Source organism: Roseateles sp. P5_E4 (assembly GCF_054049255.1).
The window spans coordinates 28,916-44,068 of record NZ_JBFUMS010000014.1; the positions used below are offsets into that span (position 1 = coordinate 28,916).

The following is a 15,153-nucleotide window of genomic DNA, read 5'->3' on the forward strand; positions in this document are numbered from 1 at the left end:
TTTCTCGCCCCAGCGTGCGCAACATCCTCTGGGTGGCGCTGACCGCCCTCTATCCCGTTCTCGTCTACCTGGGCCTCGCACATGCCGAGCCTCGGGTACTGGCGTTGCTGCTGCTGGCGCTGGCACTGGCGCGCTACCTCGCCTCGCGCAGCCAGCAGGCCCTCGCGATCGCGCTGGCCGGCCTGGTGCTGGCCGCGTTGACGGCCTGGTCCAACCAGCTGTTGCCGCTGAAGATCTACCCGGTGGCGATGAACCTGGCCATGCTGGTGCTCTTCGGCGCCAGCCTGTTCAAGGGCCAGACCGTCGTCGAGCGCCTGGCGCGCCTGCACGACCCCGAGCTGGACGCCCACGGGGTGGCCTACACGCGCCGCGTCACCATCGTCTGGTGCGGCTTCTTCATCGTCAACGGCAGCATCAGCCTGGCGACGGCCCTGTGGGCCAGCGAGCAGACCTGGGCGCTGTACAACGGCTTCATCACTTACGGGCTGATGGGCACCCTGATGGGCGGCGAGTGGCTGGTGCGCCGCCGCGTACGAGCCGGCAAGCATGTGGCGTGAACTGCGCCTCGGCCTTGCCGGTGCCCTGAGCCCGGCGCGGGCCGCTCAGCCCGTGGGTTGGCGTTCCGGCCGGGCTGTCATGTCGGCCGAGTTCCTGGCCCAGGCCGCTGGCTGGTTCGCGCATTTCCAGGCGCTGGCGACGGGCGACGTCGCACTGCATTTCGAAGACACCCTGCACGCCACCGCCGCGCTGTTCGGCGCCTGGCATGCCCGCAAGACCGTCTGGTGGCCCGGTGACGCGCTGCCGGCCACGGCGCAGCGTCTGTCCGAGCAGGTGGGGGCGTTTGCCGGCGACTGGCCTGGCCGCAGCGATGCCACTGCTGCCGTGGCCGATGCGCCCGTGCCGGATTGGCAGTCGCTGGACCCGCAGGCCCCCCAGCTCGTCGTTTTCACTTCCGGCAGCAGCGGCGAGCCCAGCGCCATCCCCAAGCAGCTGCACCAGTTGTTCGACGAGGTGCGCGCGCTGGAAGCCGAGTTCGGTGCGCGCCTGGACGGCGCCACGGTTCACGCCACCGTCAGCCACCAGCACATCTACGGCCTGCTGTTCCGCGTGCTGTGGCCACTGGCCGCCGGCCGCCCCACGGCAGCGAACCGCGTGGCCTATCTGGAAGACCTGCATGCCGTGCCCGGCCGCATCGCGCTGATCGCCAGCCCCGCCCACCTGAAGCGCCTGCAGCTCGCCGTCACCGGCGACCTGCCCGAGCGCCTGGCGGCGGTGTTCAGCTCCGGCGGCCCGCTGCCAGCCGATGCGCTGGCCCCCTGCGCCGAGCGCCTGGGTCAGACGCCCATCGAGGTCTACGGCAGCAGCGAGACCGGCGGTGTGGCCTGGCGCCAGCGCCCGCCCGGCGCGGGCGATGCCGAGCCCTGGCGCGCGCTGCCCGGCGTCGAATGGCAATTGAGCGACGGCCAGCTGCAGCTGCGCTCGGCCCATATCGGTGGCGATGACTGGTACACGGCCGCCGACCATGCCCGCGCGGAAGGCCCCGGCTTCGTGCTGTTGGGCCGCGCGGACCGCATCGTCAAGGTGGAAGAAAAGCGCGTGTCGCTGGCCGCCGTCGAGCAGGCCCTGCTGGCCAGCGGCCAGGTGCAGGAAGCCCGCGCGCTGCTGCTGCCGGGCTCGCGCCAGGAGCTGGGCGTCGTGTTGGTGCCCACGCCCGAGGCCTGGGGCGCCATCGACCAGGCCGGCCGCGCTGCATGGCTCGCGCCGCTGCGCGAACGCCTGGCCGCCCAGCTGGAGTCCACCGTGCGCCCGCGCCGCTGGCGCCTCGTCAGCGAATTCCCCGCCAACACCCAGGGCAAGACCACTCAGGCCGCATTGCAGGCCTTGTTCGACCCCATGCGCCCGCCCGCCCGGGTGCTGATGCGTGAGGCGCTGACGGTGCGGCTGCGCGTCGACATCGAGGCCCGCCATCCCGGCTTCGAAGGGCACTTTGAGGGCCAGCCTGTGCTGCCGGGCGTCGTGCAGCTGGATTGGGCAGAGCGCTTTGCACGCGAGCTGTTCGCACTGCAGCCGGCCTTTGCCGGGCTGGACCAGCTCAAGTTCCAGCAGGTCATCCGCCCCGGCGGCACCGTGGACCTCGAGCTGACCATCAATGCCGACGGCAGCGAGCTGCGTTTCGCGCTGACCAGCGAGCGCGGCGCGCACGCCAGCGGCAAGCTGCGCTTCGGAGCCGGCGTGTGAAGGTTTGCGCCGTCATTCCTGTTTACAACCATGGCGGTACGGTCGGTGGCGTTGCGGCCAAGCTGCGCGAGCAGGGCCTGCCGGTGCTGCTGGTGGACGATGGCAGCGCAGCCGCCACGGCAGCGCAGCTCGACGCCTTGACGCGGCAGGACGGCATCCAGCTGCTGCGCCTGCCGCACAACCAGGGCAAGGGCGTGGCCGTCATCGCCGGCATGCGCCTGGCGGTCGAGCAGGGCTACACCCATGGCCTGCAGATCGATGCCGACGGCCAGCATGACGCCTTCGATGCCTCGCGCTTCGTGGCCGCCGCCCAGGCGCACCCTGAGGCGCTGATCTGCGGCTGCCCCATCTACGACGCGTCCGTGCCGCGCGCGCGGCTGTACGGGCGCTATGCCACCCACATCTGGGTCTGGATCAACACGCTGAGCTTCTCGGTGCGCGACTCCATGTGCGGCTTTCGCATCTACCCGCTGGCCACCACGCTGCCGCAGCTGGCGCACGCGTCCATGGGCCGGCGCATGGACTTCGACACCGAGATCGCCGTGCGCCTCGTGTGGGCCGGCGTGCCCGTCATCAACCAGCCCACGCGCGTGCACTATCCGGTCGGCGGCATCTCGCACTTCCGCGTCTGGCGCGACAACGTGCTGATCTCGGCCATGCACACGCGGCTCTTCTTCGGCATGCTGTGGCGCGCGCCGTTGCTGCTGGCGCGCAAGCTGCGGAGCAATCCATGACAGTGCGCGCTCAGCACTGGGCGTCGTTGGGTGAAACGACCTTCGTCAGCGGTATCTGGCTGCTGTACGGCGTGCACAAGCTCTTCGGCCGGCGCCTGGTTCGCTGGGCCATGTTTCCCGTGGTGGTGTTGCATTGGCTGACGCGCCCGGCGCTGCGCCGCTCATCGCTGGACTACCTGCGCCATCTGCACCGCGCCGAGCCGGGCGTGTTCCAGCGCGAACCCGACTGGCGCGAGGGCTTGCGCCACGTCGCCTGCTTTGCCGAGACCATGCTCGACAAGCTGCTGGCCATGGCCGGCCGCTACCCGGCCGAGTGCGTGCGCGAGCAGGACTTTTCCCTTGTCGACGCCATGGTGGCCCGGGGCCAGGGCGGCATCTTCATCACCGCGCACATGGGCTGCCTGGAGCTGTGCCGCATGGTGGGCCGGACCAAGCAGGACCTGAAGCTGACGGTACTGGTGCACACCCGCCACGCCCAGGCCTTCAACCGCATCCTCAAGCGCCTGGACCCGAGCTCCGCCGTCAACCTGCTGGAGGTTACCGACTTCGGGCCGGCCATGGCCATGCAGCTCAAGGAGCTGGTGGACGCCGGCGGCTGGATCGCCATTGCTGGCGACCGCGTGCCCATCCAATCCGCCCAGACCGTCAGCGTCGATTTCCTCGGCGCGCCGGCGCCGCTGCCGGTGGGCGCTTATGTGCTGGCCGGCGTGCTGCACTGCCCGCTGGTGCTGCTGACCTGCCTGCACCGCGGCGCCGGCTATGAGATCCGCTTCGAGGTACTGACCGAGCACGTCAGCCTGCCGCGAGCGGGGCGCCGCGAGGCTCTGGCCCAATACGCCCAGAGCTACGCACGGATTCTGCAGCGCCGCCTGCGCGAATCGCCCTATGACTGGTTCAACTTCTACGCTTTCTGGGACAGCCCGCATGCCGTTGCCTGAGATTGTTTTCGATGGCCGCCCGCTGAGCCTGGACGACATCGCCGCCATCTCCCGCCGCGAGGCCCGCGCGCGTCTGAGCACCGCGCCTGATTTCGTGCGCCACATCGACGCTGGTGCCGAGTTCATCGCCCGCCTGCTGGCCGAGGACGGCGTCGTCTACGGTGTCACCACCGGCTACGGCGACTCCTGCACCGTCAGCATCCCGCCGGCCCTGGTGGCCGAGCTGCCGCGCCACCTCTACACCTACCACGGCATCGGCGCAGGCCCCATGCTGGCGCCCGAGCAGGTGCGCGCCGTGCTGGCCGTGCGGCTGCAGTCGCTGGCGCAGGGCGTGTCGGGCGTGAGCTACGCCTTGCTGCAACAGTTGGCCGCCCTGATCGAGCACGACATCCTGCCCTTGATCCCCAGCGAAGGTTCGGTCGGCGCGAGCGGTGACCTGACGCCGCTGAGCTATGTCGCCGCCGTGCTGTGCGGCGAGCGCGAGGTGTGGTTCCAGGGCCGGCAGATGCCGGCGGCCGAGGCCCTTGCGGCCGTCGGCCTCAAGCCGCACACGCTGCGCCCCAAGGAAGGCCTGGCCATCATGAACGGCACGGCCGTCATGACGGCGCTGGCCTGCCTGGCCTTCCAGCGTGCCGAACGGCTGTCGCGCTTGGCCACGCGCATCACGGCGGCCAATGTCGTCGCCAGCGCGGGCAACGCCCACCACTTCGACGAGCGCCTGTTTGCGGTCAAGCCGCATGCCGGCCAGCAGCGCGTCGCCGCGCGGCTGCGCACCGACCTCGCCAGCGACAGGCCCTCGCGCAACGAGCAGCGCCTGCAGGACCGCTACTCGCTGCGCTGCGCGCCCCACGTCATCGGCGTGCTGGAAGACGCGCTGCCCTGGCTGCGCCAGCTCATCGAGAACGAGCTGAACAGCGCCAACGACAACCCGCTGGTCGACGCGGTGGAAGAGCGCGTGCTGCACGGCGGCCATTTCTACGGCGGCCACATCGCCATGGCCATGGACACGCTGAAGACGGCGGTCGCCAACGTCGCCGACCTGCTGGACCGCCAGCTTGCCCTGCTGGTGGATACGCGCTTCAACCACGGCCTGCCGTCCAACCTGAGCGGAGCGCTGGGCGAGCGCGCCGCCATCAACCATGGCCTGAAGGCGCTGCAGATCAGCGTCTCCGCCTGGACCGCCGAAGCCCTCAAGCAGACCATGCCTGCCTCGGTCTTCAGCCGCAGCACCGAGTGCCACAACCAGGACAAGGTCAGCATGGGCAGCATCGCCGCCCGTGACGCGCTGCGCGTGCTGGACCTGAGCGAGCAGGTCGTCGCCGGCCTGCTCATCAGCGCCCGCCAGGGCCTGGGCCTGCGCCAGCGCCTGGGCGGCCTGCAGCTGAGCCCGTCGCTGTCGGCCTGGTACGAAGAGCTCTGTGCACGCCTGCCGCTGATCGACGAAGACCGCGCGTTGGATGTCGAGCTGCAGATGTTGCTGCGCGAGATCCGTTTGCCCCACGGAGCCCTGCATGCGCCTGCGTGAAGACCCGCGCCTGGCCCACGAGATCGAGATCACGCCGGCCTTCCACGATCTCGACCCGATGGAGATCGTCTGGCACGGCCGCTATGTGCAGTACCTGGAGCAGGCGCGCTGCGCGCTGCTGCAGCGCTTCAACTACGACTATCCGCAGATGCGCGCCAGCGGCTACTCGTGGCCCATCATCCATCTGCAGCTGAAATACGTGCGCCCGGCCGAATACGGCATGCGCCTGGGCGTGCGCGCCTGCATCACCGAGTGGGAGCACCGCCTGCGCATCGACTACACGGTGCGCGACATCGCTACCAACGCGCGCCTGACCCGGGCCCACACGCTGATGGTGGCCGTGGACATGCGCAACAAGGAAATGCAGTTCGCCAGCCCGCCCATCCTGTTTGAACGTCTGGGCATTCCGCTGCCATGAAGCGCCGTCTCTTCCTTCTTGCCGCATGCCCGTTGCCCGCGCTGGCCGACACCATCGCGCAGGTTCAGCAGCGCCTCGTCAGCACGCCGGTGCAGCGCGGTGGCTTCCAGCAGGACAAGCAGCTTGCCGGCTTCGCCAAGCCGCTGAAGAGCCAGGGTGACTACCTGTTGGTGCGCGGCAAGGGCCTGATCTGGCGCACGACGGCGCCGTTCGCCAGCCAGCTGGTGCTGACGCGCGACCGCATCGCCGGTGGTGGCGGCCTGCAGCTGGATGCCAGCAAGGAGCCCGGCATCCGCGTCGTGACCCAGCTGATGCTGTCGCTGCTGGACGGCGACCTTGGCGCGCTGCAGCAGGCCTTCGAGGTGCAGGCCAGCCTGCAAGGCGACAAGGCCTGGCGCGCCGCGCTGAAACCCAAGGCCGCAGCCCTGGCCCAGCTCTTCGCCCGCATCGAGCTGGAGGGCGACCGCCAGCTGCGTCGCATCGTCATGACCGAGGCCCAGGGCGACACGACGACGTTGCGCTTCGACGAGCAGACGCACGAGCCCGCCGCCCCCAGCGCCGACGAGGCCAAGCAGCTTGGCTGACCGGCCCAGCCGCTTGGCGCCCTGGGCCTGGGCGCTCGCGCTGCTGCTGATGGCCGCGGGCCTGGCCCTGGCTGCGTACAAGGGCCGTGTGCGCATCAACACCGATGTGCTGGCCATGCTGCCCAAGGACGAGCGCCGGCCCGAGGTCGAGCAGGCGATGACCGCCCTGGCCAAGGCAGGGGAGGGCCGCGTCATCGTCATGCTGCGCGCGCCCAAGGGCAGCGAAGCGGCGATGGATCGCTTCATCGCCAAGCTGCAAGCGGAGGCGCCCGGCATCAAGCTGCGCCACCGCGTCTCCGACGCCCAGCAGGCCGACTGGCTGAGCTTCTTCGCCCCGCAACGCGGCGCGCTGCTGACCGACGCCCAGCGCCAGTCCCTGCAGACCGCCCCTTCGGAAGCGCTGGCGCAACAAGCGTTGACCAGCCTGATGCAGCCCATGGGCCTGCCGCGCGTGGGCCGCTGGATCGACGATCCCTTCAACACCCTCGGGGCATGGCTCGCCGAGCGTGCCCAGGGCAGCAAGGTGCGCGCCCTCGATGGCCGGCTGCGCCTGGCCGATGCCCAGGGCGACTGGATGCTGGCGTTGATCGACAGCGGCGCCAGCGCCTTCGCGCTGAGCGACAACGAGCGCATCGCCCAAGCCCTCGCCCATGCCCGTGCCGCCGTACCCGAGGCCCAGGTGCTCGCGGCCGGCGTGCCCCTGCACGCGCATGCCGCGGCCGCGCAGGCCCAGCGCGAAATGCATCTCATCGGCGTGGGCTCGCTCGTCGGCGTGTTCGCGCTGAGCTGGTTTGCCTTCGCCCGCATCCGGCCGCGCCTGCTGGTGCTGCTGTCGGTGGGCAGCGGCCTGCTGGTAGCCGTGACGGCGACGCTGGCCGTCTTTGGCGAGCTGCACCTCATCACGCTGGTGTTCGGCGCCAGCCTCGTCGGCGTGGCGGAGAACTACGCCAGCAGCCACTACAGCAGCCGCATCGCCCAGCCGCCGGCGCAGCGCTTCACCTTGATGCGTGAGCAGCTGCCGACCATGGTGCTGGCCCTCAGCACGACGCTGGCCGGCTATGCCCTGTTGGCGACGACGCCTTTCCCGGGCCTGCAGCAGGTCGCGCTGTTCTCGGCCGCCGGCCTCACGGCGGCCTTCGTCAGCACCTGGCTGTGGTTCCCGCATCTGGACGCCGGCTCCGTGCCCGTGCGGCCGCTGACGCGCGCGTTGGGCCGCGCCTGGCAGCGCTGGCCGCAGCTGACCTGGCGCAGCGGCCTGATCGGCGGCGTCGTCATCGCCGCTCTGTTGGCGGCTGCCGCCTGGCGCGGCCAGGCCAACGACGACATCCGCCTGCTGCAGAACACGCCGCCCGCGCTGATGCAGGAGCAGATCGACATCGGCCGGCGGCTGGACCTGCCCAGCCCGGCGCAGTTCTACCTGCTCAGCGCGGGCAGCGAGGAAGTCCTGCTCGAACGCGAGGAAGCCTTGAAGGCCAAGCTCGCCGGCATGCCCGGCATCGGCGGCTGGCAGGCCGTTTCCGATTGGGTGCCGTCGCCCGCGCGTCAGGCCGCCGATGCGGCCCTGGTGCAGCGCCGCTGGGCCGAGGTGTCGCTGCTGGTCGCCGAGCAACTGGGCCAGGCCCTGCCGCAGCGAGACGCCGTCGCGGCGCCGGTGCTGACGGTGGAGGCCTGGCGCGCGGCGCCCGTCAGCGAGGCCGCGCGCCATCAGTGGCTGGGCCGCGATACCGACGGCCGCTGGCACAGCGTCGTGATGCTGCGTGGCGTGTCGCGGGCATCCTTGCCGCAGCTTGCCGCCCTGGCCGACGGCACGACGGTGCGCTGGGTCGACAAAGTGGCCGATGTCTCCGAGCTGCTCGCCCGTCAGCGCATCCGCATGCTCGGCGTGCTGGCGATTGCGGTGGGCGCCGTCGCAGCCTTGCTGGCCTGGCGCCTGGGCGCTGCCTGGTGGCGCGCTCTGGTGCCGACGTTGCTGGCCGGCAGCCTGGCGCTGGCCGCCACCGCCTTGCTCGGCCAGCCCTGGCAGCTCTTCCACGTGCTGGCCCTGCTGCTGCTGCTCGGCGTGGGGGTGGACTACGGCATCTTCCTGCTCGCCCAGCCCAGTCGGCGCGACCTGCGCGGCTTCGTCTCCATCACACTCGCGGCCGCCAGCACCTGGCTGTCCTTCGGGTTGCTGGCCCTGTCCGGCACGCCGGCCTTGCGGGCCTTCGGCCTGACCCTGGGCCTGGGAATTGCCCTGGCCTGGTTCCTCACCCCTTTCTTCGTCAACGACCATGACCCTCGAAACGACTGACGTCTGCATCATCGGCGCAGGCCCTGCAGGCGCCGTCGCTGCGGCCCTGCTGCGCCGCCAGGGGCTGGCGGTGACCGTGCTGGAACGCCAGACCTTCCCGCGCTTTTCCATCGGCGAAAGCCTGCTGCCGCAGTCCATGGCCTATATCGAGAAGGCCGGGCTGCTGCAGGACGTTGTCGAGGCCGGCTTCCAGTTCAAGAACGGTGCGGCCTTCTGCCGCGGCCTCAAGCGCACCGCCTTCGACTTCCGCGACAAGTTCACGCCCGGTTGGGGCACGACCTACCAGGTGCAGCGCGCCCACTTCGACCAGGTGCTGGCCAACGGCGCCGCCAAGGCCGGCGCCGATGTGCGCTACCGCCACGAGGTGACGGCCGTGCGCGTCGCGGCAGGTCAACGCCCGCAGCTCGACGTGCAGCCGCTGGACGGTGGCGCGGCCTACACCGTCGAAGCCGGCCATCTGCTGGACGCCAGCGGCTTCGGCCGCACGCTGCCGCGCCTGCTGGACCTGGAGACGCCCTCAAGCTTCCCCGTACGCGCCGCCACCTTCACGCATGTGCAGGACCGCATCAGCGACCCGACGTTCGACCGCACCAAGATCCTCGTTACCGTGCATCCGGACGACGTGGACGTGTGGTTCTGGACCATCCCCTTCAGCAACGGCCGCTGCTCGCTGGGCGTCGTCGCGCGGGCCGAGTACTTCGACCGCTTCCCCGAGGACGCGACGGAGCGACTGAAGGCCGTCGTCGCCGAGACGCCCACGCTGGCCACGTTGCTGAAGGACGCCGTCTGGGACACGCCGGCCAACAAGCTGCAGGGCTATGCCGCCAATGTGAAGTCGCTGTGGGGCCCGGGCTTTGCGCTGCTGGGCAATGCGGGCGAGTTCCTGGACCCGGTGTTCTCCAGCGGCGTGACCATCGCCGTGAAGTCCGCCGACCTGGCCGTGACGGCGCTGCTGCGCGAACGCGCCGGCGAAGCGGTTGACTGGGAGAAGGACTACGCCAAGCCGCTGCGTGCCGGCGTGGACGCCTTCCGCGCCTTTGTGGAGAGCTGGTACCGCGGCGGCTTCCAGGACGTCATCTTCCACCAGGATCAGAACCCCGACATCCGCCGCATGATCTCGTCGATCTTGGCCGGCTACGCCTGGGACCTGACCAACCCCTACGTCGCACATCCCGAGCGCATGCGCACGCTGGAGCAGTTGTGCGCCCCCTGATCCTGCTCACGGCGCTGCTGCTGTCAGCCTGCCAGACGCTGCCGCCACCGGCCGCGCTGCCGCCGCTGCAACTGGCGCCGGCCGCCTTCGGTGCCGAGCTGTCGCTGGCCCAGCGGTTGACGGTGACAGACGCGCCCGACGATCCCAACGGCGCCGTCACCGAGCGCCAACTCGACACGCTGCTGCAGGTCGACGCGCAGCAGTTGCAACTCGCCGGCCTCGCTTTCGGTCAGCGCGTGTTGACGCTGAACTGGGACGGCCACGAGCTGAAGGTGCAGCGCCATCCCATGCTGCCCGCCGCCGTCGATCCGGCGCGCGTGCTGCGTGACATCGCCCTGGTCTTCGCGCCGCTGCCTGCATTGCAGGCCGCGCTGCCCGCGAGTTGGACCGTGGATGAGTCAGGCAACGAGCGCACGCTGCGCCAGTCCGGCGAGACGCGCCTGACCGTGCGCTACCTGGACGGCCGCGCGCGCGTCGAGATCGACAATCGCGCCGAGCACTATCAACTGCGCATTGAATCCCGCTCTTTGGAGGGCGGCTGATGAACTTCTACCTGAACGCCCTCGGCGTCGTCTGCGCCGCCGGCCATGACGCCGACACGCTGGCTGAGTCGCTGTGGGCCACCACGCCCAGTGGCGTCGAGCCCGAGGCCTGGCGCGGCCGCACCCTGCACCTGGGCCGTGTGCGCCAGCCCCTGCCCCTGCCCGACGCCAACGCGCAACGCAGCCGCAACAACGCGTTGCTGCTGACGGCGCTGCAACCCATCCGCGCCGCGGTGGATGCTTCCATCGAACGCTTCGGCCCGCTGCGCGTGGCCATCGTGCTCGGCACCAGCACCTCCGGCGTCGGCGAGAGCGAAGCCGCCTGGGGCCACCACCGCGAGCACGGCGAACTGCCGGTCTGGCACGACGTGCGCCAGCAGGAGATCGGCTCCGGCGCTGCGCTGCTGGCCGAAGAGCTCGGCACCTTGGGCCCGGCCTATGTCATCTCCACGGCCTGCTCGTCCAGCAGCAAGGCCCTGGCCAGTGCGGCGCGGCTGCTGCAGGCCGGCATGGCGGATGCCGTCGTCTGCGGCGGTGCCGACAGCCTGTGCGACTTCACCGTCGCCGGCTTTGCCTCGCTCGAAGCCGTCAGCGACGTGCGCTGCAACCCCATGAGCGCGCAGCGCTGCGGCATCAACATCGGCGAGGCCGGCGCGCTCTTCCTGATGACGCGCGAAAAAGGCGCCGGCCCCGCCGTGCGCCTGGCCGGCTGGGGCGAAACCAGCGACGCCCACCACATCTCCGCGCCCGAGCCCAGCGGGCGCGGCGCCGAGGCCGCGATGCGCGCAGCGCTGGACATGGCGGGCCTGGCGCCCGCCGACATCGGCTACCTCAACCTGCATGGCACGGCCACGCCGCATAACGACGCGATGGAGAGCGAGGCCGTGGCGCGCGTCTTCGGCCTGAACGCCCCCTGCAGCTCCACCAAGCCGCTGACCGGCCACACGCTGGGCGCCGCCGGCGCGCTGGAGGCCGCCATTGGCTGGTTGACGTTGCTCGGCGATGGTGCCCTGCCGGCTCACCATTTCGACGGCGAGCGCGATGCCGCGCTGCCCGCCATCCGCCTCGTGAAACCGGGCGAGCGCCTGGCTGCCGCGCCGCGCGCCGTGTTGTCCAATTCCTTTGCGTTTGGCGGCAGCAACGCCGCCCTGGTGTTGACCCGTGAAGACTGACATCGCCATCGTCGACCTGGTGCCGCACCGCGGCGCGATGAGCTGGCTCGATCGCGTCATCGAGGCCGATGCCGAGTCGCTGCTGGCCGAGGCCACCGTGCGCGCCGACCATCTGCTGGTGCAGGGTGGCCAACTCAGCGCATCGGCCGGCGTCGAATACATGGCCCAGGCGGCCGCTGCATGGGCCGGCTATCAACGTCACATCAAGGCCGATGAGGGCGGGGCCGCCCGCATCGGCTTCCTGCTCGGCACCCGTCGCTACCAGTGCAGCCGCGCGGCCTTCGTCGTCGGCGATGTGCTGCGCGTGCAGGTGCAACGCCTCTTCCAGGCCGACAACGGCCTGGGCCAGTTTGAGTGCGTCATCAGCATCGATGGCGCCGAGGTGGCGCGTGCCAGCCTCAATGTCTTCGGGCCCGACGACCCCGAGGCCTTCCTGAACGGACAGACCCCATGAGCAACCCCCACACCGTGCTGGTGACCGGCTCCAGCCGTGGCATCGGCCGCGCCATCGCGCTGCGGCTGGCGCGCGACGGCTACGACGTCGTCATCCATTGCCGCAGCCGCCGCGACGAAGCAGAGGCCGTCGCCCAGGCCGCCCGCGAACTCGGCCGCAACGCCCGTGTGCTCGCCTTCGACGTGGCCGACCGCGCTGCCACCGCCGCCGCGCTGGAGGCCGATGTCGAGGCCCATGGCTGCTACTACGGCGTCGTCTGCAATGCCGGCATTGCCCGCGACGGCGCCTTCCCGGCGTTGACCGGTGAGGACTGGGACGCCGTCATCCACACCAACCTCGACGCCTTCTACAACGTGCTGCAGCCGCTGACCATGCCGCTGGTGCGCCGCCGCAAGCCCGGCCGCATCGTCACGCTGGCCTCGGTCTCGGGCCTGATGGGCAACCGCGGGCAGGTCAACTACAGTGCCGCCAAGGCCGGCATCATCGGCGCTAGCAAGGCGCTGGCCGTCGAGCTGGCCAGCCGCAAGATCACGGTCAACTGCGTGGCACCGGGCCTCATCGAGACGGACATGATCGACGCCGAAGTGCTGGAGCACGCGCTGAAGTTGATCCCGGCGCAGCGCGTCGGCCAGCCCGAGGAGGTGGCGGCCCTGGTGGCCTTCTTGATGAGCGAGGACGCGGCCTACATCACGCGTCAAGTGATTTCCGTGAATGGGGGGATGGTCGGGTGAGCAACAAGAGAGTCGTCATCACCGGCATCGGCGCGTTGTCGCCGCTGGGGCATGACGCAGAAACCGTCATGGACAGCCTGCGCGCCGAGACCAACAAGGTCCAGCGCATGGCCGACTGGGCCGCCTACGAGGGCCTGAACACGCAGGTCGGGGTGCCCTGCGCACCCTTCGAGCTGCCGGCCGACCGCTACAACCGCAAGACCATGCGCAGCATGGGCCGCGTGGCGCAGATGGCCACGCGCTCGGCCGAGCTGGCACTGGAGCAGGCCGGCCTCATCGGCGACCCGCTGCTGACCAGCGGCCGCATGGGCGTGAGCTTCGGCAGCTCCAGCGGCACACCCAGCGCCATCGGCGACTTCGGCCGCATGATGACGGTCAAGAGCATCGAGGGCATCAACGCCAACACCTACGTGAAGATGATGTCGCACACCGCGACCGTCAACATCGCGGTGTTCTTCGGCATCACCGGCCGCATCATCACGACGAGCAGCGCCTGCACCTCGGGCAGCCAGGGCCTGGGCTATGCCTACGAGGCCATCCAGAGCGGCCGCCAGGTCGCCATGCTGGCCGGCGGCGCCGAGGAGCTGGACCCGACGCAGGCGGCGGTGTTCGACACGCTGTTTGCCACCAGCACCAGGTACAACGACCAGCCGCGCCTGACGCCGCGTCCCTTCGATGCCGAGCGCGACGGCCTGGTGTTGGGCGAGGGCGCCTGCACCTTCGTGCTGGAGGAGTACGAGCACGCCAAGGCGCGCGGCGCCACGATGCTGGGCGAGATCGTCGGCTACGGCACCAACTGCGATGGCACCCACGTCACGCAGCCGCAGTCCTCCACCATGGCCCAGGCCATGCGCCTGGCGCTGGAAGATGCCGGCCTGCCCGCCACTGCCATCCCCTACGTCAACGCCCATGGCACCAGCACCGACCAGGGCGACGTGGCCGAGAGCCAGGGCACGCAAAGCATCTTTGGCACCGGTGTGGCGATCTCGTCGCTGAAGAGCTATATGGGCCACACCCTGGGCGCCTGCGGTGCACTGGAGGCCTGGATGACGCTGGAGATGATGAACGCCGACTGGTTCGCGCCCACCATCAACCTCAAGCGCGTCGACCCGCGCTGCGGCGACCTCGACTACGTGCTCAGCGGCGGCCGCGTGCTGCAGACCGAGTTCGCGATGACGAACAATTTCGCCTTCGGCGGCATCAACACTTCGTTGATCCTGCGCCGCCTTTGATTTCGACAACCCGCCTGGGAGGGCCTGATGAAGCAGAGCGTACTGACCGTTGCAATGATCTTGGCGAGCGCTGCGGCGCAAGCCGGTTCGCCGGAACAGGAGTTGGCTGATGGGAAGCGGATCGCCGCCAGCCTGTCGCAGGAAGGTCGAGACCTCTGCGTCTTCGACAACGGTGCGCCGTCCGACGTGCCGCACCAGAAGCTGCAACAGCTCAAGGTCGCCAAGGGCACCTATGGCGGCGTCAAGGAGTTGCTGCCGGCCCTGGTGCAGCAGGCCCTGGCGAACAAGGCCGATGCCCTCGTGGACTACAACAGTTCGCAGCGTTTTGGCTTCTGGCCCTGGCGCGTCGTGCGCCCGGTGGTCACGGCAACCGCCATCCGCTGGAACGAGGCGCCTCGCAAGTCCTGCGAGGCCATGGGTGGCGTGCGCATGGAGGTCATCCTGACGACCAACAAGAGCCCCGAGGCGCTGGCGCAGGGCGTCGCGCCTCAGGCGCCCGCCGCCGTCACGGCCGATCAGGCGGCATCCGCGCCGCAGTGATCGCAGGGCTGCGCGGCGCATTTGCCGGCTTCCGCCTACCTGTGCGGCGCCCTTGATACGGCATCATCGAAAGCCCCGTTCAAGGAGCGTGCTCATGAAGTTTCGTCTTGTGGTCTTGGCCGCCGCTGCGTTGCTGTCGGCGCCAGCCTTCGCGCGCGACACCGTGCTGCATATCCCGCTGGCCGATGTGCTGGAACTGCCCGAGGCCAAGGAAAAACTGGACCCGGCGTTCAAGTTCTATTTGGCCGGTCAAGCGACGCCGAAGGTCAGCAGACGCCTCGCGACCTACGTGGCCAATCCGAAGACCAACGGCTTCGGCAAGGCGGACGACTATGGTTGCAAATGGGCCGCATTGAGTGCGCTGATCGATCTGCAGGATGGCGCCAAGCGCCACGGCGCCAATGCGGTGGTCGACATCGTCAGCTACTACCGGAAGGTGGAGTACAAGAGTGCGACCGATTTCGAGTGCCATGCCGGTGCCTTCGTCATTGGCGTCGCTTTGCGCGGCACCTTGGCCAAGGTTGAGTGACTGACCACGGCTC

16 protein-coding genes are annotated in these 15,153 nt (G+C 70.0%); all 16 read left to right on the forward strand.

From position 1 onward, the window contains the following. Positions 1-14 precede the first annotated feature (14 nt). The 16 genes from ACXJLH_RS23955 (at position 15) to ACXJLH_RS24030 (ending at position 15,140) form a co-directional block, all read left to right on the forward strand. Positions 15-557 carry a COG4648 family protein gene (locus ACXJLH_RS23955; protein WP_157282223.1) on the forward strand — a complete coding sequence of 181 codons (543 nt, stop codon included), beginning with the start codon at positions 15-17 and terminating at the stop codon, positions 555-557. Continuing rightward, on the forward strand, positions 547-2,238 hold the full coding sequence (locus ACXJLH_RS23960) for an AMP-binding protein (protein WP_457446730.1): 1,692 nt from the start codon (positions 547-549) through the stop codon (positions 2,236-2,238). Before ACXJLH_RS23955 ends, ACXJLH_RS23960 begins: the two co-directional genes overlap by 11 nt. Then, positions 2,235-2,972, forward strand: a complete 738-nt coding sequence (locus ACXJLH_RS23965; RefSeq protein WP_457446732.1) for a glycosyltransferase family 2 protein — start codon at positions 2,235-2,237, stop codon at positions 2,970-2,972. Before ACXJLH_RS23960 ends, ACXJLH_RS23965 begins: the two co-directional genes overlap by 4 nt. Further along, positions 2,969-3,910 (forward strand): LpxL/LpxP family acyltransferase, encoded by a 942-nt coding sequence (locus tag ACXJLH_RS23970; RefSeq protein WP_457446734.1) that lies wholly within the window; start codon positions 2,969-2,971, stop codon positions 3,908-3,910. Before ACXJLH_RS23965 ends, ACXJLH_RS23970 begins: the two co-directional genes overlap by 4 nt. Then, positions 3,897-5,435, forward strand: coding sequence for an HAL/PAL/TAL family ammonia-lyase (locus tag ACXJLH_RS23975; protein ID WP_457446736.1), 1,539 nt, complete (start codon positions 3,897-3,899; stop codon positions 5,433-5,435). Before ACXJLH_RS23970 ends, ACXJLH_RS23975 begins: the two co-directional genes overlap by 14 nt. Further along, positions 5,422-5,853: an acyl-CoA thioesterase gene (locus tag ACXJLH_RS23980; protein WP_457446738.1), complete on the forward strand. Its 432-nt coding sequence runs from the start codon at positions 5,422-5,424 to the stop codon at positions 5,851-5,853. The genes ACXJLH_RS23975 and ACXJLH_RS23980 overlap by 14 nt, the downstream gene beginning before the upstream one ends. Continuing rightward, positions 5,850-6,437 (forward strand): LolA family protein, encoded by a 588-nt coding sequence (locus tag ACXJLH_RS23985; RefSeq protein ID WP_457446740.1) that lies wholly within the window; start codon positions 5,850-5,852, stop codon positions 6,435-6,437. The genes ACXJLH_RS23980 and ACXJLH_RS23985 overlap by 4 nt, the downstream gene beginning before the upstream one ends. Then, on the forward strand, positions 6,430-8,727 hold the full coding sequence (locus tag ACXJLH_RS23990) for an MMPL family transporter (RefSeq protein ID WP_457446741.1): 2,298 nt from the start codon (positions 6,430-6,432) through the stop codon (positions 8,725-8,727). Before ACXJLH_RS23985 ends, ACXJLH_RS23990 begins: the two co-directional genes overlap by 8 nt. After that, complete coding sequence (locus ACXJLH_RS23995; RefSeq protein WP_457446742.1) at positions 8,708-9,940, forward strand: NAD(P)/FAD-dependent oxidoreductase; 1,233 nt, start codon at positions 8,708-8,710, stop codon at positions 9,938-9,940. The genes ACXJLH_RS23990 and ACXJLH_RS23995 overlap by 20 nt, the downstream gene beginning before the upstream one ends. Then, entirely contained in the window at positions 9,928-10,482 is a 555-nt protein-coding gene (locus ACXJLH_RS24000) for a DUF3261 domain-containing protein (protein WP_457446744.1), read from the forward strand. The genes ACXJLH_RS23995 and ACXJLH_RS24000 overlap by 13 nt, the downstream gene beginning before the upstream one ends. Then, positions 10,482-11,654: a beta-ketoacyl-ACP synthase gene (locus ACXJLH_RS24005; protein WP_457446746.1), complete on the forward strand. Its 1,173-nt coding sequence runs from the start codon at positions 10,482-10,484 to the stop codon at positions 11,652-11,654. Before ACXJLH_RS24000 ends, ACXJLH_RS24005 begins: the two co-directional genes overlap by 1 nt. After that, complete coding sequence (locus ACXJLH_RS24010) at positions 11,644-12,108, forward strand: ApeP family dehydratase (RefSeq protein WP_457446748.1); 465 nt, start codon at positions 11,644-11,646, stop codon at positions 12,106-12,108. The genes ACXJLH_RS24005 and ACXJLH_RS24010 overlap by 11 nt, the downstream gene beginning before the upstream one ends. After that, positions 12,105-12,839 (forward strand): 3-ketoacyl-ACP reductase FabG2, encoded by a 735-nt coding sequence (locus tag ACXJLH_RS24015; protein ID WP_457446750.1) that lies wholly within the window; start codon positions 12,105-12,107, stop codon positions 12,837-12,839. The genes ACXJLH_RS24010 and ACXJLH_RS24015 overlap by 4 nt, the downstream gene beginning before the upstream one ends. Next, complete coding sequence (locus ACXJLH_RS24020) at positions 12,836-14,071, forward strand: beta-ketoacyl-ACP synthase (RefSeq protein WP_457446752.1); 1,236 nt, start codon at positions 12,836-12,838, stop codon at positions 14,069-14,071. The genes ACXJLH_RS24015 and ACXJLH_RS24020 overlap by 4 nt, the downstream gene beginning before the upstream one ends. Before the next feature lie 27 nt (positions 14,072-14,098). Next, positions 14,099-14,611 (forward strand): hypothetical protein, encoded by a 513-nt coding sequence (locus ACXJLH_RS24025; protein ID WP_457446754.1) that lies wholly within the window; start codon positions 14,099-14,101, stop codon positions 14,609-14,611. A 94-nt stretch (positions 14,612-14,705) separates the two neighbouring features. After that, positions 14,706-15,140 (forward strand): hypothetical protein, encoded by a 435-nt coding sequence (locus ACXJLH_RS24030; protein ID WP_056205503.1) that lies wholly within the window; start codon positions 14,706-14,708, stop codon positions 15,138-15,140. Positions 15,141-15,153: the final 13 nt, after the last annotated feature.

Coding starts and splice junctions, on each gene's coding strand:
- ACXJLH_RS23960 (WP_457446730.1), top strand. CDS start 547: ATGTGGCGTGAACTGCGCCTCGGCCTTGCCGGTGCCCTGAGCCCGGCG.
- ACXJLH_RS23970 (WP_457446734.1), top strand. CDS start 2,969: ATGACAGTGCGCGCTCAGCACTGGGCGTCGTTGGGTGAAACGACCTTC.
- ACXJLH_RS23975 (WP_457446736.1), top strand. CDS start 3,897: ATGCCGTTGCCTGAGATTGTTTTCGATGGCCGCCCGCTGAGCCTGGAC.
- ACXJLH_RS23980 (WP_457446738.1), top strand. CDS start 5,422: ATGCGCCTGCGTGAAGACCCGCGCCTGGCCCACGAGATCGAGATCACG.
- ACXJLH_RS23985 (WP_457446740.1), top strand. CDS start 5,850: ATGAAGCGCCGTCTCTTCCTTCTTGCCGCATGCCCGTTGCCCGCGCTG.
- ACXJLH_RS23995 (WP_457446742.1), top strand. CDS start 8,708: ATGACCCTCGAAACGACTGACGTCTGCATCATCGGCGCAGGCCCTGCA.
- ACXJLH_RS24005 (WP_457446746.1), top strand. CDS start 10,482: ATGAACTTCTACCTGAACGCCCTCGGCGTCGTCTGCGCCGCCGGCCAT.
- ACXJLH_RS24015 (WP_457446750.1), top strand. CDS start 12,105: ATGAGCAACCCCCACACCGTGCTGGTGACCGGCTCCAGCCGTGGCATC.
- ACXJLH_RS24025 (WP_457446754.1), top strand. CDS start 14,099: ATGAAGCAGAGCGTACTGACCGTTGCAATGATCTTGGCGAGCGCTGCG.
- ACXJLH_RS24030 (WP_056205503.1), top strand. CDS start 14,706: ATGAAGTTTCGTCTTGTGGTCTTGGCCGCCGCTGCGTTGCTGTCGGCG.